Source organism: Methylobacterium sp. 001424705 (assembly GCF_059816145.1).
On the sequence record NZ_JCBANU010000001.1, the window covers coordinates 417,930 to 437,345 of the forward strand.

14 protein-coding genes are annotated in these 19,416 nt (G+C 68.7%); 10 read left to right on the forward strand and 4 right to left on the reverse strand.

All coding sequences use genetic code 11. The features are described from left to right. Nucleotides 1-30: 30 nt before the first annotated feature. The gene (locus AC6EUL_RS01985; protein WP_499868531.1) at nucleotides 31-810 is read right to left on the reverse strand and encodes a hypothetical protein; all 780 of its coding nucleotides are present in this window, start codon (nucleotides 808-810) and stop codon (nucleotides 31-33) included. A 317-nt stretch (nucleotides 811-1,127) separates the two neighbouring features. On the opposite strand from AC6EUL_RS01985, the gene AC6EUL_RS01990 reads away from it, so the two are divergent. The 8 genes from AC6EUL_RS01990 (at nucleotide 1,128) to truB (ending at nucleotide 12,336) form a co-directional block, all read left to right on the forward strand. Beyond that, complete coding sequence (locus AC6EUL_RS01990) at nucleotides 1,128-2,141, forward strand: LLM class flavin-dependent oxidoreductase (RefSeq protein WP_499868532.1); 1,014 nt, start codon at nucleotides 1,128-1,130, stop codon at nucleotides 2,139-2,141. 265 nt (nucleotides 2,142-2,406) lie between these two features. Next, nucleotides 2,407-3,438 carry an aspartate-semialdehyde dehydrogenase gene (locus AC6EUL_RS01995; RefSeq protein ID WP_056212594.1) on the forward strand — a complete coding sequence of 344 codons (1,032 nt, stop codon included), beginning with the start codon at nucleotides 2,407-2,409 and terminating at the stop codon, nucleotides 3,436-3,438. A 699-nt stretch (nucleotides 3,439-4,137) separates the two neighbouring features. Then, entirely contained in the window at nucleotides 4,138-4,956 is an 819-nt protein-coding gene (gene rimP, locus AC6EUL_RS02000) for a ribosome maturation factor RimP (protein ID WP_499868534.1), read from the forward strand. A 74-nt stretch (nucleotides 4,957-5,030) separates the two neighbouring features. Next, complete coding sequence (nusA, locus tag AC6EUL_RS02005; RefSeq protein ID WP_499868536.1) at nucleotides 5,031-6,632, forward strand: transcription termination factor NusA; 1,602 nt, start codon at nucleotides 5,031-5,033, stop codon at nucleotides 6,630-6,632. A 74-nt stretch (nucleotides 6,633-6,706) separates the two neighbouring features. Continuing rightward, entirely contained in the window at nucleotides 6,707-7,450 is a 744-nt protein-coding gene (locus AC6EUL_RS02010; protein ID WP_056212604.1) for an RNA-binding protein, read from the forward strand. Between the two features lie 73 nt (nucleotides 7,451-7,523). Beyond that, nucleotides 7,524-10,442, forward strand: coding sequence for a translation initiation factor IF-2 (gene infB / locus AC6EUL_RS02015; RefSeq protein ID WP_499868538.1), 2,919 nt, complete (start codon nucleotides 7,524-7,526; stop codon nucleotides 10,440-10,442). 297 nt (nucleotides 10,443-10,739) lie between these two features. Further along, nucleotides 10,740-11,174 (forward strand): 30S ribosome-binding factor RbfA, encoded by a 435-nt coding sequence (gene rbfA, locus AC6EUL_RS02020; RefSeq protein ID WP_056352948.1) that lies wholly within the window; start codon nucleotides 10,740-10,742, stop codon nucleotides 11,172-11,174. A gap of 133 nt (nucleotides 11,175-11,307) precedes the next feature. Then, nucleotides 11,308-12,336 (forward strand): tRNA pseudouridine(55) synthase TruB, encoded by a 1,029-nt coding sequence (truB, locus tag AC6EUL_RS02025; RefSeq protein ID WP_056270930.1) that lies wholly within the window; start codon nucleotides 11,308-11,310, stop codon nucleotides 12,334-12,336. 406 nt (nucleotides 12,337-12,742) lie between these two features. Here the strand turns inward: truB and AC6EUL_RS02030 are convergent, their stop codons facing one another. Continuing rightward, nucleotides 12,743-13,117, reverse strand: a complete 375-nt coding sequence (locus AC6EUL_RS02030) for a hypothetical protein (protein WP_499868540.1) — start codon at nucleotides 13,115-13,117, stop codon at nucleotides 12,743-12,745. Nucleotides 13,118-14,110: 993 nt separating this feature from the next. On the opposite strand from AC6EUL_RS02030, the gene AC6EUL_RS02035 reads away from it, so the two are divergent. Both AC6EUL_RS02035 and AC6EUL_RS02040 read left to right on the forward strand, forming a co-directional pair. Further along, the gene (locus AC6EUL_RS02035) at nucleotides 14,111-16,303 is read left to right on the forward strand and encodes a TonB-dependent siderophore receptor (RefSeq protein ID WP_499868542.1); all 2,193 of its coding nucleotides are present in this window, start codon (nucleotides 14,111-14,113) and stop codon (nucleotides 16,301-16,303) included. Nucleotides 16,304-16,367: 64 nt separating this feature from the next. Further along, nucleotides 16,368-17,312, forward strand: a complete 945-nt coding sequence (locus AC6EUL_RS02040; protein ID WP_499868544.1) for an alpha/beta hydrolase — start codon at nucleotides 16,368-16,370, stop codon at nucleotides 17,310-17,312. A gap of 367 nt (nucleotides 17,313-17,679) precedes the next feature. On the opposite strand, the gene AC6EUL_RS02045 is transcribed toward AC6EUL_RS02040, so the two are convergent. Both AC6EUL_RS02045 and cueR read right to left on the reverse strand, forming a co-directional pair. Next, nucleotides 17,680-18,855, reverse strand: coding sequence for a M20 aminoacylase family protein (locus AC6EUL_RS02045; RefSeq protein WP_056270939.1), 1,176 nt, complete (start codon nucleotides 18,853-18,855; stop codon nucleotides 17,680-17,682). Nucleotides 18,856-18,947: 92 nt separating this feature from the next. Next, nucleotides 18,948-19,415 carry a Cu(I)-responsive transcriptional regulator gene (gene cueR, locus AC6EUL_RS02050; protein ID WP_156653333.1) on the reverse strand — a complete coding sequence of 156 codons (468 nt, stop codon included), beginning with the start codon at nucleotides 19,413-19,415 and terminating at the stop codon, nucleotides 18,948-18,950. Nucleotide 19,416 lies beyond the last annotated feature (1 nt).

Sequence of the window (19,416 nt, forward strand, 5' to 3'; positions counted from 1 at the left end):
CGCGCTTCGCGTGATCGCCGCAGTTTGGCCTCATTTTTTCGTGTGGCCCGGCTTTCGTGTGGCCCGGCTTGGGATCGATCCGGTCTCGCTTCCGAAATCCCGCGGCGAAACCGTCGCGACGAGGGCAGGCGGCCCACATCCGGGATCGCGCCGGGCTTCGAAGCTCGCGTAGGCGGCCTCTCGCTCCGGAGAAGCTTGACCGTTCAGCACGACCTTGTCGAGAAGACAGGTGATGGCCCGCGGCTCCGGCGCCTGTCCGAGGGGCGCGCAGAGCCAGCCGTCCAGGCGGAGCGCGCCGGGGTTCAGGCTGGCAAAGCCCGTGCAGGCGCGCTTGCCCTCGCCACCGAGAGTGAACTGGAGGGTCTCCATGGGGCCGAACTTGGTCTCGATGGCACCGCGCTCTCCGGTGCGGATCACGGCCAGGGCCTGACCATCCGCGGCCCGTCGGGCCAGGGTGATGAACAGGCTAGGGCCCGGCTCGGTCTCGGATGCTTCGGTCAGGGTCAGGCGCAGGTATGGTGCCTCGATCGTATCGAAGCCGCCCTGGACCAAAAGGTCCTCCCGACGGCCGCTCGACGGATTGAGCCGGGCCGCCTCCGCGCGCGGCGCCTCGATCGCCTCGGGGTCGTTCAGGCGGAAGCGGGGCGCCGACAGGGCGAGGGGCATCGCGGGGCGCACGGCCTGAGCCGAGACCGGCACGAAGCCGGGCCCGGGCGGCGCCTCCATGGCCGGAGCGGCAGGGTCGGGCCCTCCTCCCCGTGCCGCCAGACTCAAGACCGCGACCACGGCCCCGGCTGCCAAGACCTGCATGAGGTGGCGGACCGACGGACAAGGAAGCCGCATCCGCTCAGTAGCCGTCGCGTCCGTTTCCAATCCGTCTCGCTCGAAAACCGTTCGCATCGCGTTCAGGGGTTCTTCGGCGGCCGCGCGCCGCCCGAGCCCATCCTGCTCCCCACTCCGGCAAACCGGGGTTTCCGGATCGGGTGCGGCCTCCGCCTTTCCGACGACAGGGTGAATCGTCGGTATCGACCCATGCGGGCGACACATGCCGGCCCGTGCTTGCAGCGGGCCCTGCCCATCGCGATCTCTCGGTACGGGGCCCACTGCGCGACACACAGAAGGACTTCATGATCCCCCTTTCCGTCCTCGACCTCGCCTTCGTGCCCGAGGGCGCGACGCCTGCCGATGCCCTGCGAAATAGCGTGGATCTCGCCCGCCACGCGGAAGAGCACGGCTATCGTCGCTTTTGGCTCGCCGAGCACCACAACATGATCGGCGTCGCCAGTGCGGCGACGGCTGTCGTGATCGGGCACGTCGCGGCTGGCACAGGGACGATCCGCGTCGGCGCGGGCGGCATCATGCTGCCGAACCACGCCCCCCTGGTCATCGCCGAGCAATTCGGTACCCTGGAGACCCTGTTCCCCGGCCGGATCGATCTCGGCCTCGGGCGCGCGCCCGGCACCGATCCGCGCACCACGCGCGCGTTGCGGCGCTCCCCAGATGCCGCCGACACCTTTCCGCAGGACGTGCTGGAACTGCAGGCCCTCTTCGGCGACCCGCAGCCCGGACAGACGGTCCAGGCAGTTCCGGGGACGGGGCTGAAGGTGCCCCTTTGGATCCTCGGCTCGAGCACCTACGGCGCGCAGCTCGCCGCGATGCTGGGACTTCCCTACGCCTTCGCCTCGCATTTCGCGCCCGAGCAGCTCTTGCCGGCCCTCGCCCTCTATCGCGAGCGTTTCAAACCGTCAGCGCAGCTCAGCCACCCGCATGCGATGATCGGCATCAACGTGGTGGCGGCCGAGACCGACGCCGCGGCGCGCCGGCTCTTCACCTCGGCCCAGCAGCAGTTCACCAACCTCGTGCGCGGCACGCGCGGCCTGCTGCGACCGCCGATCGACGATATCGAGACCTATTGGGCCCCGCACGAGAAGGCACAGGCCTCGCGCATGCTGGCCCGCAGCCTGGTCGGCTCGCCCCAGACCGTGCGGGCGGGGCTCGCCGAGCTGATCCGGGAGACGGGCGCCGACGAGATCATGGTGGCGGCGGCGATCCACGACCAGGGCGCGCGACGAACCTCCTACGCCATCCTGGCGGAGGCGCGGGACGCCCTCGAGGCCGCCCCGGCCGCCCTGGTGGCGTGATCGGAGCGTCCAACCCTTGACAGAGGCGGGAGCGAGGCGTCTTGCTCCCGCCCTTGGCGACTCATGCTGCGATGCGGCGGGCGCCAGACGGCGCGGACCGGGATCGGGCCGCGCACCTTCGCGGCCGGCGGGCCGCCGGCCGCCGTGGGCGGCTCGGCGCACGGCAGGGAGGCTTGAGAACGGCGCCGGTACCGGACGATGCGCTTCGCCAGACCGGCGGGCGCCGCACGGGCCCTCGGCGCCCGTGCAGAGCGGAGTGAAGAGCATGGGTTACAAGGTCGCCGTCGTGGGTGCCACGGGCAATGTGGGCCGCGAGATGCTGGACATCCTGTCCGAGCGCGCCTTTCCGGCGGACGAGGTGGTGGCAATTGCCTCGCGCCGCTCGGCCGGCCAGGACGTGTCCTTCGGCGACAAGATCCTGAAGGTGAAGGCCCTCGATTCCTACGACTTCTCCGATACCGACATCTGCCTGATGTCCGCGGGCGGCGAGACCTCGAAGGAGTGGTCGCCCCGCATCGGTCAGTCCGGCTGCGTCGTGATCGATAACTCGTCGGCGTTTCGCTACCATCAGGACGTGCCGCTGATCGTTCCGGAAGTGAACCCGGACGCCATCCACGGCTTCTCCAAGCTCAACATCATCGCCAATCCGAACTGCTCCACGGCGCAGCTCGTGGTCGCGCTGAAGCCCCTCCACGACGCGGCCACGATCAAGCGCGTGGTGGTGGCGACCTACCAGTCGGTCTCCGGCGCCGGCAAGGACGCCATGGACGAGCTCTTCCAGCAGACCCGCTCGGTCTTCACCGCCGGCGAGATCAAGGCCGAGAAGTTCCCCAAGCGCATCGCCTTCAACGTCATCCCGCACATCGATGTGTTCATGGAGGACGGGTACACGAAGGAAGAGTGGAAGATGGTCGCCGAGACCAAGAAGATGCTCGATCCCAAGATCAAGCTCACGGCCACCGCCGTGCGCGTGCCGGTGTTCATCGGCCACGCGGAAGCCGTGAACGTCGAGTTCGAGCGCCCGATCTCGGCCGAGCAGGCCACCGCGATCCTGCGCTCGGCCCCTGGCCTCATGGTCGTCGATAAGCGCGAGCCCGGCGGCTACATGACCCCGCACGAGGCCGCCGGCGAGGACGCCACCTACGTCTCCCGCATCCGTGAGGACGCTACGGTGGAGAACGGCCTCTCGTTCTGGTGCGTCGCCGACAACCTGCGCAAGGGCGCGGCCCTGAACACCGTGCAGATCGCCGAGATGCTGGTGAACCGCAAGCTCCTGAAGCGGGCCCAGGCGGCCTGAGGTTCGATCTGGGTCCGGACCTCGGGACCCAGACGACCGACAGCGATCATCGACGCCGTCCCGCCCTGCGGGGCGGCGTTTTTCTTGGCACCGACGCAACGCGGGAGGTCCTCCGGGCTCGCTGTTGCGCCGGACAGTCGTACGCGAGGGCCAAGCCTCGGATCGCAACATCCACCGGCGCGGCCCAGCACCAGGGGGATTGAGAGGTCTGCGCCGGCGGCGCGCGATCCCGACACCGTGGACTCCGTTCGCGGTACGCACTGCGAGTCCGAAGGGCCGGGCTGCATGGTTCCGATCGGCAACAGGGTTCCATCCGCGTGCCCAGCACGACGCCGGGGTCGTTGCAGTCCCGTCCGTTCGGGGTGGGGCGCGAGCGGGATCGCCGAGCGGCCCAAGACTGGTCTTCAAATTTTTTCTGATTTCTGCCAGGTGCGTTGTGGAACCGCCGCGCGGATCATGGGGCATCAAGGCAGCTACGTAGGCGGTGGTTTTCGCCCAGGCCGGCCCAGGGTCCGGGTTCGACGCAGGGCGGAAACCGCTTGAAAATGGGAGCGAACGCGCTTATTCTGTTGCTATCAGTTCTGGTTGCAGTTGTGAGACTGCGGTTCGGGAGTGGGCCCCACCGGGTCCGCTCTTTTTTATTGCCGCAATGACTCTCGCGCCGGATCGCCTCGGACAAGGCCGGACTTCAAGCGCAGCATGGCGGACAACCTCAACAGCGACCCGCTCAACAGCGATCTCAACGAAAAGCGCCTCATCACCGAGACCGGCGTGGCCGCGCGGGTGGTGCAGGTCATCGAGGGCTCGATTCAGGGCCTGGGCTATCGCATCGTCCGGGTGAAGGTGACGAGCGCCAACGGCTGCACGGTGCAGATCATGGCCGAGCGGCCGGACGGCACCATGACGGTGGATGATTGCGAGGCGGTGAGCCGGGCCATCTCGCCACTGCTCGATCTCGATGACCCGATCGGCAAGCCCTACTACCTCGAGATCTCCTCGCCGGGCATCGACCGGCCGCTGGTGCGGGCCGTCGATTTCGCGCGCTGGGCCGGCTACGAGGCCAAGATCGAGCTCGCCGTGCCGATGGACGGCCGCAAGCGCTTCCGCGGCATCATCGGCGCCCCGACTGCGGACGGGCTCACGGTACCGATCGACCTGCCCGACGTGAAGGAGGGCCTGCCGAGCCGGATCGACCTGCCGCTGCGCGACCTCGGCGACGCCTACCTCGTGCTCACCGACGAGCTGGTACGCGAATCCCTGCGCCGCGGCGGTCCACCCGCCCTCGACGACGAGATGGACGACGCGGAGGGGGACGAGGCGGAGATCGAAGCCGAACCGACCCCTGCCCCTGCCCCGCTGAAGAAGAAGATTTCCCGTCCCCTGAAACCGAAGGCCTCGCAACGGCCCAAGCCCGTGAAGGTCGAGACCGAGGAGAGTCTCGCCATCAAGGCCCGGAACAAGGCGAAGCCCGTCCGCACCAAGGCGGTGCGGGTGAAGGAAGACGGCAAGCTCCACTAACACGCCCGGATCCCTGCCCCGCCGAGCGGCGGGGGGATCGCGACAGAACACGACGAAGAGAAGGACGAAAACCGATGGCCGTCGTCAGCGCCAACAGGCTCGAACTCCTGCAGATCGCCGAAGCGGTCGCCCGTGAGAAGGTGATCGACCGGTCCATCGTGATCGACGCGATGGAGGAAGCCATCGCCAAGGCCGCACGCTCCCGCTACGGCGCCGAAACCGACGTGCATGCCGAAATCGACCCGAAGACGGGTGCGCTGCGCCTGTCGCGCCACCTCGTGGTGGTCGACCAGGTCGAGAACGACGCCCGCGAGGTCACCCTGGAGCAGGCCCGCCGCTACAACCCCGGCGCCCTCGTGGGCGACGTCATCTCCGACACACTGCCGCCCTTCGATTTCGGCCGCGTCGCCGCCCAGTCGGCCAAGCAGGTCATCGTGCAGAAGGTGCGCGACGCCGAGCGCGACCGGCAGTTCGACGAGTACAAGGACCGCATCGGCGAGGTGGTGAACGGTCTCGTGAAGCGCGTCGAGTACGGCAACGTCATCGTCGACCTGGGCCGCGGCGAGGGCATCGTCCGCCGCGACGAGATGATCCCGCGTGAGACCTTCCGTCCGGGCGACCGCATCCGCTCCTACCTGTTCGACGTGCGCCGCGAGGTGCGGGGGCCGCAGATCTTCCTCTCGCGCTCGCACCCGCAGTTCATGGCGAAGCTCTTCGGCCAGGAAGTGCCGGAGATCTACGACGGCATCGTCGAGGTGAAGGCCGTGGCCCGCGATCCCGGCTCGCGCGCGAAGATCGCCGTGATCTCGCGGGACGGCTCGATCGACCCTGTCGGCGCCTGCGTCGGCATGCGCGGCTCCCGCGTCCAAGCGGTGGTCGGCGAACTCCAGGGTGAAAAGATCGACATCATCCCGTGGTCGGAGGACCAGGCGACCTTCATCGTCAATGCGCTGCAGCCGGCGGAAGTCGTGAAGGTGGTGCTAGACGAGGAGGCCGACCGCATTGAGGTGGTGGTACCCGACGACCAGCTCTCCCTGGCCATCGGCCGCCGCGGCCAGAACGTGCGCCTGGCCTCGCAGCTCACGGGCTGGGACATCGACATCCTGACCGAGGCTGAGGAGTCGGAGCGTCGTCAGAAGGAATTCGCCGAGCGTACCGCGATCTTCATGGAAGCCCTCGACGTCGACGAGACCGTGGGCCAGCTCCTGGCGGCGGAGGGCTTCCGCAACGTCGAGGAGATCGCCTACGTCGAGCCGGGCGAGCTCGCCAACATCCAGGGCCTCGACGAGGAGAGCGGAACCGAGATCCAGGCCCGCGCCCAGGATCATCTCGCCCGCGTCGAATCGGAGTTCGATGCCAAGCGTCAGGAACTCGGCGTGCAGGACGAGCTGCGCGAGATCGACGGCATCACCACGCCCATGCTGGTGGCGCTGGGCGAGAACGACGTGAAGACGATCGAGGACCTCGCCGGTTGCGCCACCGATGATCTCGTGGGTTACACCGAAGGGCGCGGCCCCGAGGCCAAGCGGCACACGGGCTACCTCGAGGGATTCGAGATTTCGCGGGCGGAAGCGGAGGCCATGGTCATGGCGGCCCGCGTCCATGCCGGCTGGATCGAGGCGCCGACCGAGACTGAGACGAGCGAGTCCACCGATGAGGAGCCCGCCTCCGTCTGAGAAGGCGAATCATGGCTCCCCGCGGCCACGGATCGCGGGGATGTTTTCCAGTTGACGAAAGAATCCCACGCCACATGACGGGCGAAACCGCAGATGTGACCGACGATGCCGTCGAGCCGGATCCGAGCACGCTGCTCGATCCGGGTCTGGGGCGGGGTCGTGCCAATGCTCTGCGCACATGCCTCGTCACGCGGGTGACGCAGGCGCCGTCCGGCTTGATCCGTTTCGTGCTCGGGCCCGACGGCGCCGTGGTGCCGGATCTGCGGGCTCGCCTACCCGGCCGCGGTGCCTGGCTTACTCCCACCCGCGCGGCGGTCAACGAAGCGGTGAAGCGGCGCGCCTTTCAACGCGCCTTCAAAAGCAAGGATGCCATGGCATCCGACCTCGCCGACCGCATCGCCGAGGGTCTGCGCGCCGACCTGCGTCAATCGTTGTCCCTGGCCAACAAGGCCGGCTGCGTGGTCGCGGGCTTCGCCAAGGTCGAGTCGGCCATCGGCGACAAGGCCGGTGTGGCGGCGGTGATTCAAGCCTCCGACGGTAGCGCCGACGGACGGCGGAAGATCGTCGCGGCATTGCACCGGCGGCATGGCAGTGCCATATCGTGCATTCCCGTCATCGATGACCTGTCCAACGAAGAATTGGACATGGCCTTGGGTCGGGATCATGTGATACATGCGGCTCTCGTCGCAGGAGTCGGAGCTTCCGGCTGCCTTGCGCGTTGGCGTCGGCTCCGCACCTTCGAAGGTTTGGCGACGACGGCCGAGGAGGCCGGCTCCGCCCGTATTGGGCAGGCCGTTTCCGATCTGCACGACGATTGAAGCGATGGATCTACCCGGCGCACAGCAGTTTGCCGGTTCACGGGACGATGGAAACCCTCAGGGTTTGGACTGAATGAGCGATACGAACAATCCGGGCGACAAGACGCAGGCGAGACCCCCTTCGAAGCCGCTGTCCTTGAAGCGTCCGATCGAGCAGGGAACGGTGCGTCAGAGCTTCTCCCATGGCCGCTCCAAGCAGGTCGTGGTCGAGACGGTGAAGCGCCGTGTCATCGGTGCCGCGCCGGCCGCCCCCGCGCGTGAGACGACGCCCGTCGCCCCTGCGACGCGGGTGGCGCCGCCTCCGCCGCCGGCCGCACCGCGTCAGGCCCAGCGGTCCGCAAATGGCGTGGTGCTTCGCACTCTCAGCGAGCAGGAGAGCAACGCCCGTGCGGCTGCCCTCGCCGACGCCAAGCGCCGCGAAGCCGAGGCGCAGAGGCGTGCCGAGGCAGAAGCCGCGGCTGAGCGCGAGCGCATCGCTGCGGAACAGCGCGAGCGGGAGGCCGCCGAGGCGAAGAAGCGCGAGGAGGAGGCCCGCCGCCGCAAGGAGGAAGAGGATCGCCGCGCCGCCGAGGAGGCAGAACGCGCCGCTGCAATTGCGGCTCAAGACGCTGCGAAGGCCGATGCCGCACCAGCTGCCGCCCCGACCGTGTCGAAGACCGCCCCGATGCCGGCGGCCCCGACCATCGTGCGCTCGGCGCCTCCGGCCCCGGCTGCCCCGGCGGCGGAGCGTCCCGCTCAGGCGGCCCCTCCCGCCCGGCCTGCGGCTCCGACAACGCCGGCCCGTCCGGCTGCCCGCCCGCCGCTGACGGCGCGTCCTGCCACGGCCGAGCCGCGCAAGACCATCACGGCCGACGTGCGCAAGCCGCGCGACCTGAATTTCATGGCCCGCCCGGCTCCGGCGCCGGAGCCCGAGCCCACCGCTCCGACCGCGGCCACGGCCGCCCGTCCGGCCGGTGGAGCCACGCCGGCCCGTACGGCTGGCCGCCCGCAGGCTGCCGAGGAGGAGAGCGAGCAGAAGCGCGTGATCCGCCGCCCCGGCATGCCGCTCAAGATCATCACGCCGCCCAAGACGCCGAAGCAGCCGGGCGGCGATCGCAACCGCGGCCGTCTCACGATCGCCACCGCCACGTCGGGTGAGGACGAGCGCACGCGCTCCGTCGCCTCGTTCCGCCGCCGCCAGCAGCGCATGAGCGGCAACCGGCAGGTGGAGCAGAAGGAGAAGCTCTCCCGCGAGGTGACGATCCCGGAGACGATCACGATCCAGGAGCTCGCCAACCGCATGTCGGAGCGGGCGGTGGACGTAATCCGTCTGCTCATGAAGCAGGGCGAAATCCATAAGATCACCGACGTGATCGACTCGGATTCGGCGCAGCTCATCGCCGAGGAACTCGGCCACACCGTTCGCCGCGTTGCGGAGTCGGACGTGGAGGAAGGCCTGTTCAGCGACGAGCCGGAGCTGGAGGAGGATCTCGATCCGCGTCCCCCGGTGGTTACCATCATGGGCCACGTCGACCACGGCAAGACCTCGCTGCTCGACGCAATCCGCAAGACCACCGTTGTCTCCGGTGAGGCCGGCGGCATCACACAGCATATCGGTGCCTACCAGGTCGCGTCCCCGAGCGGCGACATGGTCACCTTCATCGACACCCCCGGCCACGCGGCCTTCACCTCCATGCGCGCCCGCGGTGCCAAGGTGACGGACATCGTCGTGCTCGTGGTGGCGGCAGATGACGGTGTCATGCCGCAGACGGTGGAGGCGATCTCCCACGCCAAGGCCGCCGGCGTTCCCTTGATCGTTGCGATCAACAAGATCGACAAGCCCGAGGCGAATCCGCAGCGGGTGCGAACCGAGCTGCTGCAGCACGACATCCAGGTCGAATCGATGGGTGGCGAAACCCTCGAGTTCGAGGTGTCGGCCAAGACGGGCGACGGTCTGCCGGAGCTTCTCGAGGGCCTGCAGCTCCAGGCCGAGATCATGAACCTGCGCGCCAACGAGACGCGCGACGGCGAGGGTACGGTCATCGAGGCCAAGCTCGATCGCGGTCGCGGCCCGGTGGCGACCGTTCTGGTCCAGCGCGGCACCCTGTTCACTGGCGACATCGTCGTGGCCGGCGCCGAATGGGGCCGCGTGCGTGCCCTCATCGACGACAAGGGCGAGAACGTCCCCTATGCCGGTCCTTCGGTCCCCGTGGAGGTGCTCGGCTTCAACGGCACCCCGGATGCGGGCGACCGCGTCGTGGTCGTGCCGAACGAGGCCCGCGCCCGTGAGGTCACCGAATACCGGGCCCGCCAGAAGCGCGAGCGCCTGGCTGCCCGTACCGGTGGCGCGAACCGCTCGCTGGTCGACATGATGCGCGACCTGAAGGAAGGCGCCGGCCGCAAGGAACTGGCGCTGGTCGTCAAGGGCGACGTACAGGGCTCGGTCGAGGCCATCAACGGCGCGCTGGAGAAGCTCGGCAACGACGAAGTGTCGGCGCGGATTCTGCTGGCGGGCGTCGGCGGCATCACCGAGTCGGACATCACCCTGGCGGAGGCTTCGAAGGCCGTCGTCATCGGATTCAACGTGCGGGCCCACAAGGAAGCGCGCGAGTCGGCCGAGAACAAGGGCGTCGAGATCCGCTACTACAACATCATCTACGACCTCGTGGATGACATCAAAGCGACCCTGTCGGGCATGCTGCCGCCGACGCTGCGCGAGGAGCGTCTCGGCGAGGCCCAGATCCTGCAGATCTTCGACGTGTCGAAGGTCGGCAAAATCGCCGGCTGCCGCATCACCGACGGTGTGGTCCAGCGCGGTGCCCATGTCCGCTTGATTCGCGACAGCGTGGTCATCCACGAGGGCAAGCTCGCTCAGCTGAAGCGCCTGAAGGACGATGCGAAGGAAGTGACCGCCGGCTACGAATGCGGCATGTCCTTCGAGAACTTCCAGGACATGCGGGCCGGCGACACCATCGAGTGCTACCGGGTCGAGGAGATCCGTCGCACGCTCTGAGCGGCGGATTCGCTTCGGAATACCGACGGGGTCGCGACGAGGTCGCGGCCCCGTTGCGCGTTTCGGAGCCGGTGCCGGCCGTCTTCGCGGAAAGACGACGCGGAAACTGGCGCGACGGGCCTATATCCCGGACGCCGATCTGCGCTAAGAGGGTCGCCTTCGACGTCCGCTTCGTTTCAGCCGGCTCGGCGTTTCCGTGCGGCGGCACCTCGATGTTCCGTTTCAGCGACGCATCGTCCGCGGCTCCCGGCGCGCCGGTGTCGAACCGTTTCGACGACAAGACGATCAGAATCCGACATGGCCCAGAAGCAGACCCCCACCGGACCCTCGCAGCGCCAGCAGCGCGTCGCCGAGCTGATCCGCCACGCCATCGCCGAGGTTCTCCAGCGCGGGGACATCCAGGACCCGGTGCTGAGCGCCCACGTCATCACGGTGCCGGAGGTGCGGATGTCGCCGGACCTGAAGCTCGCCACGGCCTACATCATGCCGCTCGGCGGCCTGGACGAGGCCCCGGTCCTGGCGGCGCTGGCGCGCAACAAGAAGGCGCTGCGCCAGGAGGTCGCCCGCCGGGTGAACCTGAAATACGCGCCCGACCTGCGCTTCCTGCGCGACGAGACCTTCGACGAGGCCGACCGGATCGACGCCCTGCTGCGGACTGATAAGGTGCGCCGTGACCTCGAATCGCCGGCCCCGGAGAAGGACGACGGCGCCTCGGACCCCGACGCCGCCTGACGCGCACCGGCCTTGAGCGGTCCCCCGTCTCCGGCCCGAGGCGGCGGGGACACCGAACAGCGAACCCCGACCGGGACGGATGACGGCGCAGGACGTGCCGCCCGCCCCCTGTGAGCATTGACCGAGGACCCCCATGATCAACGAACCGACCGTCGAGCGCACCGAGGGCTCAGCGCCGCCGAACCCGGCGGACCGGCCCGTGGCCGCCGAGGGCCGGCGTCCGCCGCGGGGCGCGCCGCGCCCCGACCGGCCGAAGCGCCGCGACGTCAACGGCTGGGTGATCCTCGACAAGGGCGTGGGCATGACCTCGACCCACGCGGTCGCGGTGGTGAAGCGCGCCTTCAACGCCAAGAAGGCGGGCCATGCCGGCACCCTCGACCCCCTGGCCTCCGGCATCCTGCCGATTGCGCTCGGCGAGGCGACCAAGACGGTCCCGTTCGTGATGGACGGGCGCAAGGCCTACGTCTTCACCGTGACCTGGGGCATCGAGACCGACACCGACGACGCCGAGGGCCGGCCGGTGGCCACCAGCGAGGCGCGCCCGACCCGCGAAGCCGTGGAGGCGGCGCTGCCGACCTTCATCGGCGCCATCGAGCAGGTGCCGCCGCGGTACTCGGCCATCAAGATCGCCGGAGAGCGCGCCTACGACCTCGCCCGGGACGGCGAGGAGGTCGTGCTGGTGGCCCGCCCGGTGCAGATCGACCATCTCGCGGTGGTCGAGCACAGCCCCGAGCGCACGGTGATCGAGGCCGCCTGCGGCAAGGGCACCTATGTCCGGGCCATCGCCCGCGACCTCGGCCGCCTGCTGGGCTGCTACGGCCACGTCTCGGCCCTGCGCCGCACCCGCGTCGGCCCCTTCACCGAGGCGGATTCCTGCCAGGTCGCCGCCCTCGAGGAAGCCGGGCCGGACGGCAATGCCGGGCATCTCCACGCCGTCGAGACCGCCCTCGACGCGGTGCCCTCGGTGCCGGTGTCGCGGGACATGGCCCTGCGCCTGATGCGCGGCCAGCCGGTGATCCTGCGCGGGCGCGACGCCCCGGTGGAGGGCAAGGCCTTCGCTACCTGCGGCGGCATCCTCGTGGCGGTGGGCGACGTCGAGCGCGGCGAACTGGTGCCACACCGGGTCTTCCACCTCGGCGGGACCGCCAACCGCCCGGTCTGAGCGGGGCTTCCGGGGGCCCTCCCCCCACGGGGAGGGTGACCGCAGGCGCACGCCGCACGGGACTCCGCGCGGGCCCCCTCGCCGTCGGGCGGTGGCACCCGTGCCCGTCGATCCGGGGACGCCGCAGTCGAGCCCGGCCCGAAGGAGAGGCGCGCCGTCCGGAGCCGCCGACCGTGTCAGGTCCGGCACGCTCGGCGTGCCCGGGTCCCGGGCTCCGCTGCGCGGCCCGGGGATGAGGGGGTTCCGGACTCCGACTTTCGGTTCGATCATCGGCCCTTGCGATCGCCCTTTCCTGGACAGGAGTCGGCGTCGCGTCTTCCAACTCGCCCTCGATGGACCTGCGTCACGCGCTTCCCCGAAGCGGTCGGCATCTCCATGGCCCTTCCTGCTCCGGCGAAACGGTCGCCTACGCGCAGGCGGCGGTGAGGCTCTCGGAACGCGATGCGATCTGTCGGGCGACCTCGACCGCCTGATCCGGATGGTGGGGAACGAGAACCGCGAGCCCTCCCGTCATGGGCGTGAGGAGGCGCCCCGATTGCGAGACAGGGAGGCCGTCGAGCCGGACTGTCAGGCGACAGCCGACAGGCGCGGCCGTGGATGTCGCGAACGCCGCCGCACCGCCATCATCGAAGCGGACCACGATGTCGGGTTGGTTCGGACCCTGACCATTTGCCCGCACCGATGTCGATGCGACCGTCAGGCTGACCGCATCGCCGGCGAAGGCCGTCGAAGGGATGCAGAGAAGCAGCGGAAGCAGGAAACGATCGATCTGTCTGCGCATCGCATGAACTCTCCGTCCTCGGGCTGAAACTCCGTCCGCTCGTCTGTGTGAAGGGCCGCTGAGAGTGAGAAGCGGAGCTTGGCCTTTTGCCCTGGAGCGGACGATCTCGCGATGACCCAGCTCGGTCGTCGGCGGGCCGACGGCGCTCGTCCCTCAGAAGTCCTTCCGGCATCTGTCGTGAAGGGAGTCCAAGCGGCCTCCGATCCCGTTGGATGGGACTCCCCATGGGTCGATATTCCACCAAACGGAGCGGCATTCGGAACCCGAGGTGCGTTCGATGTCGCGACATTCCACGGACCAACCAAAACCGGGTGCGCCCTTGATCGTACAAGCGTCAGGGCGTGCCGCGATCGTCTCCGAAAGAGCTTTGTCTCGGATCGCCTGATGCGACAGCCGGAAGGCGTCTGCGGTCGTTGGTACGGTCGCGACGGCCCAGACGATGCGGCCCACGATGATGAGCATGACCAGTGCACTGACGCAGCCGAGAAGCAGCGCTGAGGAGCTTCTATGCCTGGCTTCATCGGACCTTCGCATTCGAGGAGCTTACGAAGTGAAATGTCCGCGATCCACTCGATCCGGTGGTCGAGCGGAGGGGCAAAAACCGACCCCCGTCAGGCAGACCGCCCGGTATTGCCGCATCTCGAAGGCGGCCATTCGTCAGCGATTTGATCGGGTCAGTGAGGAGTCGCTTCAGTACGAGACCCTCCAGCCCTGAGCGGGCGTTCAGTGATCGACCCGACTTCATCGCCGCAATCAGTCATTTCCTTCGATCAAGCCAGTGGCTTAAGGCTGATGGAATCGGCCATGAAGGAAAGCGATGATAGGCCGATGTAAAATCTCATTATCCAATGCTATAGGGTTACAGATTGGAACAACTTCAGATTTGAAGTGCTCTAATTGTGTGATAAATATCACGTTTCCAACTTGCCATGCAGATCGTATCTGGCAATGAATACGATACTGCGCCGCTTAAGGCGCTTATCAGCGTGCCATATGCCCCATCGCGCCCCCTCCCTTGCTTTACTTCTCGCCACAACAGCTCTCTCCTGGCCCGTGGCAGCACAGCAAACGAGCGTGCAGCTCGACCAGCTCTCCGTCGAAGGCGTTGCACCTGGACCCCGGATTGGTAGTGGGGCCAATCTCAGTGGTGGGGATGGCGGCACGGCGGCGACCAGCGGCGGCGGCGGAGGCCCTTCCGGAATCACCGGCTACACCGCTCGGATCAGCCCCACGGCGACAAAGACCAACACACCGCTGCTTGAGAGCCCACAGTCGGTCACGGTGCTCACCCGTGAGGCGCTCAACGACCGCAACGTCCAGACGCTCAACGAGGCCATCGGCTACGTGGCCGGCGTGTCCTCGAACGTCTTCGGCTTCGATCCGCGCTTCGATTCGTTCTTCGTGCGCGGCTTCAGCCTGACCTATGACGGCATCTTCCGGGATGGCCTGCGCCAGGTCGCATCGGGCCTGACGGTACCGCGCATCGAACCCTACGGCATCGAGGCGGCTACGATCCTGCGAGGGCCGGCTTCCGGTCTCTACGGGCTCGGCTCGCCCGGCGGCATTCTCGACGTCACCACGAAACGACCGGTCTTCGTGCCCTTCGGCGAGGTGCAGCTACAGGTCGGCAACTTCGACCGCTACCAGGGCAATTTCGACATCGGCGGCCCGGTGGAGGGCACGGGCGGCACCCTCGCGTACCGCGTCACCGGCATCAAGCGGCAGTCGGACACTTTCATCCCCGGGGGCTCGGACGACCGGAGCTACATCGCGCCGTCCTTCACGTGGAAGCCATCCGCCGACACCACCTTCACGTTCCTGAGCGAGTATCAGGAGACCAAGCTTCCGGGCAGCACGACGTTCTTCAACCAGAACCTGCGCCCGACCCGGATCTATTCCGGCGACCCGGCCTTCAACGACTTCAGGCAGCAGCAGGGGCGCGTCGGCTACGCGTTCGAGCACCGCTTCGACGGGGATCTGGTCTTCCGGCAGAACTTCCGTTTCTACGATATCAGCAACGACTATCGCTACGCGTCGATCGCCGCGCTCAGCCCCGACGGCCTGAGCGCCAGCCGATCGACAGGATATTCGCGCCAGTTCCTGAGCCAGATCACGCTCGACAACCAGATCGAGGCCCATGTCACCACGGGGCCGGTCGCGCATACGCTGGTGGCGGGGCTCGACTACGCGCATTCCGACTTCAACTATCGCTTCGGTTTCGGCGCGGCCCCCGATCTCAACCTCGTCACGCGCAATTACGGCCAGCAGCCGATCCTCGCGCCGCTGCTGGGCCCGCGCACCGCGCAGAGCCAGGATCAGGTCGGGCTGTATCTGCAGGAGCAGGCCAAGTTCGACCGCTTCGTGCTGACCCTGACCGGGCGCTACGACTGGGTGTCCCAGACCACGACCGCGGCCCCCGCTGCCGCGACCCAGCAGAACGACCAGGCCTTCACGGGCCGCGTCGGTCTCAACTATCTGCTGGCCCCCGGGCTGGTCCCCTATGCCAGCTACGCCACCACCTTCGCGCCGCAGCCGGGCGTCGATGCCGCCGGACGCGCTTTCAGACCGGCGACGGGGGACCAGATCGAGGCCGGCGTCAAATACCTGATCCCCGGCACGAACATCCAGGCAGGGTTCGCCGGCTTCGATATCGTCCAGAGCAGCGTCCTGCGCACGGATCCGAACAACGTCGCCTTCCAGGTGGCCACCGGCGCCGTCGAGTCCCGCGGCTTCGAGATGGAGGCCATCGCCAACTTCGCGCCGGGCACCAACCTCACCCTCGCCTACACCCACCTCAATCTGCGCTATCTCAGCCAGACCTCGTTCGCGGGCCAATCCCTGGACGGCAACGCCCTCTCGGGCATTCCCGGGGACACGTTCACCGGCTTCCTGAGCTACCTGTTCCCGTCGAGTTCGGCCCTGCGCGGACTGACGCTCGGTGGCGGCATCCGCTTCAACGCCAACAGCTTCGCCAACGACGAGAACACCGTCCGCAACCCGACCGTCACGCTGTTCGATGCGCTGGTGGCCTACGACTTTGCGGCCATCGATCCGGCGTACAAAGGCTTTCGCGCCCAGATCAACGCCAACAACGTCTTCGACCGCGACTACTTCACCTGTCAGGCGGGCTTCTGCTACCGCGGCGCGCCGGCGACCGTCATCGGCAGCTTGATCTACCGATGGTAGACGGCAGAGCTGACACCGGAGCGCCCCTCTCCGCATCCGTTGCCCCCCCCGCGAGCCGAGACCGATGAAGGCACTTCCCTCGCGGCGCCGCCTGGCGGCTCTTCCCGCCGCCGCCTGGTTGCTGCTGAAGCCGAGCCTGGCCCGTGCGACTGCCGACGAGCCGGCCCGGCTCACCGGCGCGGTCGCCTTCGATCTGGGCGGCAACGGCCAGCAGGTGCCGTGGCGGATCACGCTCTACGTTCCGCCCGGCGAAGTGCCTGCGGACGGCTGGCCCGTGCTGTACCTGCTGGACGGCAACGCGGTGACGGCCACGGCGATCGATATCGAACGCGTACAGGCGCCCTACCCCGACGCCACGGGTATCGCCACGCGCTTCGTCGTCGTCGGCATCGGCTATCCCGGGGACGATCCTTACGATGGCCTGCGTCGGTCCTGGGACTACACGCCACCGCCCGGACGGTCCTACCCACCGGCCCAGCTCGGCGGTCCTCCGATCCGGACGGGCGGCGCCGACGCGTTCCTGCGCTTCGTCTTGGACGATCTCCGGCCTGCGATCGCACGACGCTGCAGGGTCGATCCTTCGCGGCAAGCGGTGTTCGGACACTCGTTCGGGGGACTGTTCGTCCTCCACGCCCTCGCTCGGGCGCCCGCGGCCTTCTCGCACTGGATCGCCGCCAGCCCGTCCATCTACTGGGAAGACGCCGTGGTGCTCGAAAGCATCGCGGAGTTGGAGAAGGCCTCTCCAAACGGCGCGCGCGTGCTTCTCCTGGCCGGTGCCTACGAGGAAGCCCTCGCTCCGTTCCAACGGGTCGCCCCGGACCATGAGGCGCGCCGCGCCCGCCTTGCATCGACCCGCACCGTGGAACTGACCCGTGCGATGACGGAGCGGTTGAGCCGGATCTTGGGCGTGACAAGCGCCTTCAGCCTTATCCCTGGCCGAACTCACATGACCGTCCTGCCCGAAGCGCTCAACGAGGCGGTCGCCTTCTTCATGCAACGTTCGGGATAGCCTCGCCAAGAAGGTCGACGGCTTCGGCAATGCTCGGATCGTTCGTTCGGGCATACGACAGATCCGCTGCCGGCTCCTGCTCCAGCGAACGTCCGATGTCACGACGTTTCGGACTGTCGGCAATCCGTCACCGACCCAACCGATCCGGCCGTAGAGCGTCGTCCGGCAAGCTTCCGAGAAGCGGACCTCCAGAGGTCCAACACGGGGTCGAAAGTCGCTCCTTGCAGGGTCGGGACGTTCGGCTGTTGCCCCCAGGGCCGGGCCCTGTCAGGGCCGTCGATCGGCCTGCGCGGCCCGGCCGCCCGGAACCCGCCGTTTCAGGAGGGCGCCCGGCTCGGCCGGAGCCTGCCTCGCGTGACGATCCGCGTCACGCGCCCCGGATCGGCAACCCCGTCTCGATCACCCGCGCCCAGAGCGAGGCGCCGTAGGGTGCGGCGGCGTCGTTGAAGTCGTAGTCCGGGTGGTGCAGGCCGGCGCTGTCGCCGTTGCCGAGGAAGATGTAGGCGCCGGGGCGGTGGGCGAGCATGTAGGAAAAGTCCTCGGCGGCCATCATGGGGGCCACCGCCCGGTCGATGCCGGCCTCGCCGACGAGCCCGGCCGCCACGTCGGCGATGAAGTCCGTCTCCGCCGGATGGTTCTCGGTGACGGGGTAGCCGCTGTTGAAGTCGATGGCGCCGGTGGCGCCGAAGCCCCGGGGCACGTGGGTGACGATCTCGGTGATCCGGTCTTGGATCAGGGTCCGCATCGGCTTCGAGAGGGCCCGCATGGTGCCCCGCAGGACCACGCATTGCGGCAGCACGTTGAAGGCCTCCCCCGCCTCCAGGGCGCAGACCGAGACCACCGCGCTCTCCAGGGGATCGACGGTGCGCGACACCACGGATTGGAGCGCCGTGATCACGTGGCTCGCCACCAGCACGCTGTCGATGGCGTTGTGCGGCTGGGCGGCGTGGCCGCCCCGGCCCGTGATGGTGATGGTGAAGCGGTCCGTGGAGGCCATGATCGGGCCCGGCCGGATGGCGAAGGTGCCCAGCGCCTGGCCCGGGATGTTGTGCATGCCGTAGACGGTCTCGACGCCGAAGCGCTCCATCAGCCCGTCGCGGACCATGGCTTCGCCGCCGCCGCCGCCCTCCTCCGCCGGCTGGAAGATCAGCACCGCCGTGCCGTCGAAGGCGCGGGTCTCGGCGAGGTACTTCGCCGCCCCGAGCAGCATCGCCGTGTGCCCGTCATGCCCGCAGGCATGCATCTTTCCCGGCACCGTGGAGCGGTAGGGCAGGTCGCGCGCCTCCTGGATCGGCAGGGCGTCCATGTCGGCGCGCAGGCCGATGGCGCGGTTCGAGCCGTGGGCCCGGCCGCGGATAACCCCGACGACGCCCGTTCGGCCGATGCCGGTGGCGACCGTGTCGCAGCCGAAGCCCCGCAGCTTGTCGGCGACGAAGCCGGCGGTGCGGTGGACGTCGTATTGCAGCTCGGGATGCGCGTGGAGATCCTGGCGCCAGGCGGCGATCTCGTCCGCGAAGGCGGCGATCCGGTCGAGGACGGGCATGGACAGCGACTTTCGAGAGGCGACGGCTCTCAAGGGGGGGACGCGCCGGGGTTGCGACGCCGGTCCCAGCAAACAAGAGGCCAGGGATGCGGTCAACGCGTCCCGCGCCGCGAAGGCGACGCTCCGGGGTCGCGCTCCCCCTGCCGCGGTGTCGCGCCGGGCCGGCCGTGGGGACCGCTGGCGAGGTCGTCGAGGATCGGGCAGTCGGGCCGGGCGTCGCCGCCGCAATGGGCGGCCAGATCCTCCAGGGTGCGGGCCATGCCGTCCAGGGCGTCGATCCGGCGCCGCAGGTCCGCCACATGATCGAGGGCGAGGCGGCGCACCTGGGCGCTCGCCCGCGCCCGGTCGTGCCAGAGGGCGAGCAGCGCCCGGATATCCTCCATGGTGAAGCCGAGGTCGCGGGCCCGGCGCACGAAGCGCAGGGCATGGAGGTCGGCCTCCGTGTAGAGGCGGTAGCCCGCGGCCGTCCGGCCGGCCGGCGCCAGCAGGCCGGTCTCCTCGTAGTAGCGGATCATCTTGGCCGAGACGCCACTGGCGCGGGCGGCCTCCCCGATGGTCACG

Coding starts and splice junctions, on each gene's coding strand:
- rimP (WP_499868534.1), top strand. CDS start 4,138: ATGGCGGACAACCTCAACAGCGACCCGCTCAACAGCGATCTCAACGAA.
- infB (WP_499868538.1), top strand. CDS start 7,524: ATGAGCGATACGAACAATCCGGGCGACAAGACGCAGGCGAGACCCCCT.
- nusA (WP_499868536.1), top strand. CDS start 5,031: ATGGCCGTCGTCAGCGCCAACAGGCTCGAACTCCTGCAGATCGCCGAA.
- AC6EUL_RS02045 (WP_056270939.1), bottom strand. CDS start 18,855: ATGCCCGTCCTCGACCGGATCGCCGCCTTCGCGGACGAGATCGCCGCC.
- rbfA (WP_056352948.1), top strand. CDS start 10,740: ATGGCCCAGAAGCAGACCCCCACCGGACCCTCGCAGCGCCAGCAGCGC.
- AC6EUL_RS01995 (WP_056212594.1), top strand. CDS start 2,407: ATGGGTTACAAGGTCGCCGTCGTGGGTGCCACGGGCAATGTGGGCCGC.
- AC6EUL_RS02040 (WP_499868544.1), top strand. CDS start 16,368: ATGAAGGCACTTCCCTCGCGGCGCCGCCTGGCGGCTCTTCCCGCCGCC.
- AC6EUL_RS02010 (WP_056212604.1), top strand. CDS start 6,707: ATGACGGGCGAAACCGCAGATGTGACCGACGATGCCGTCGAGCCGGAT.
- AC6EUL_RS01985 (WP_499868531.1), bottom strand. CDS start 810: ATGCAGGTCTTGGCAGCCGGGGCCGTGGTCGCGGTCTTGAGTCTGGCG.
- truB (WP_056270930.1), top strand. CDS start 11,308: ATGATCAACGAACCGACCGTCGAGCGCACCGAGGGCTCAGCGCCGCCG.
- AC6EUL_RS01990 (WP_499868532.1), top strand. CDS start 1,128: ATGATCCCCCTTTCCGTCCTCGACCTCGCCTTCGTGCCCGAGGGCGCG.
- AC6EUL_RS02035 (WP_499868542.1), top strand. CDS start 14,111: ATGCCCCATCGCGCCCCCTCCCTTGCTTTACTTCTCGCCACAACAGCT.
- AC6EUL_RS02030 (WP_499868540.1), bottom strand. CDS start 13,117: ATGCGCAGACAGATCGATCGTTTCCTGCTTCCGCTGCTTCTCTGCATC.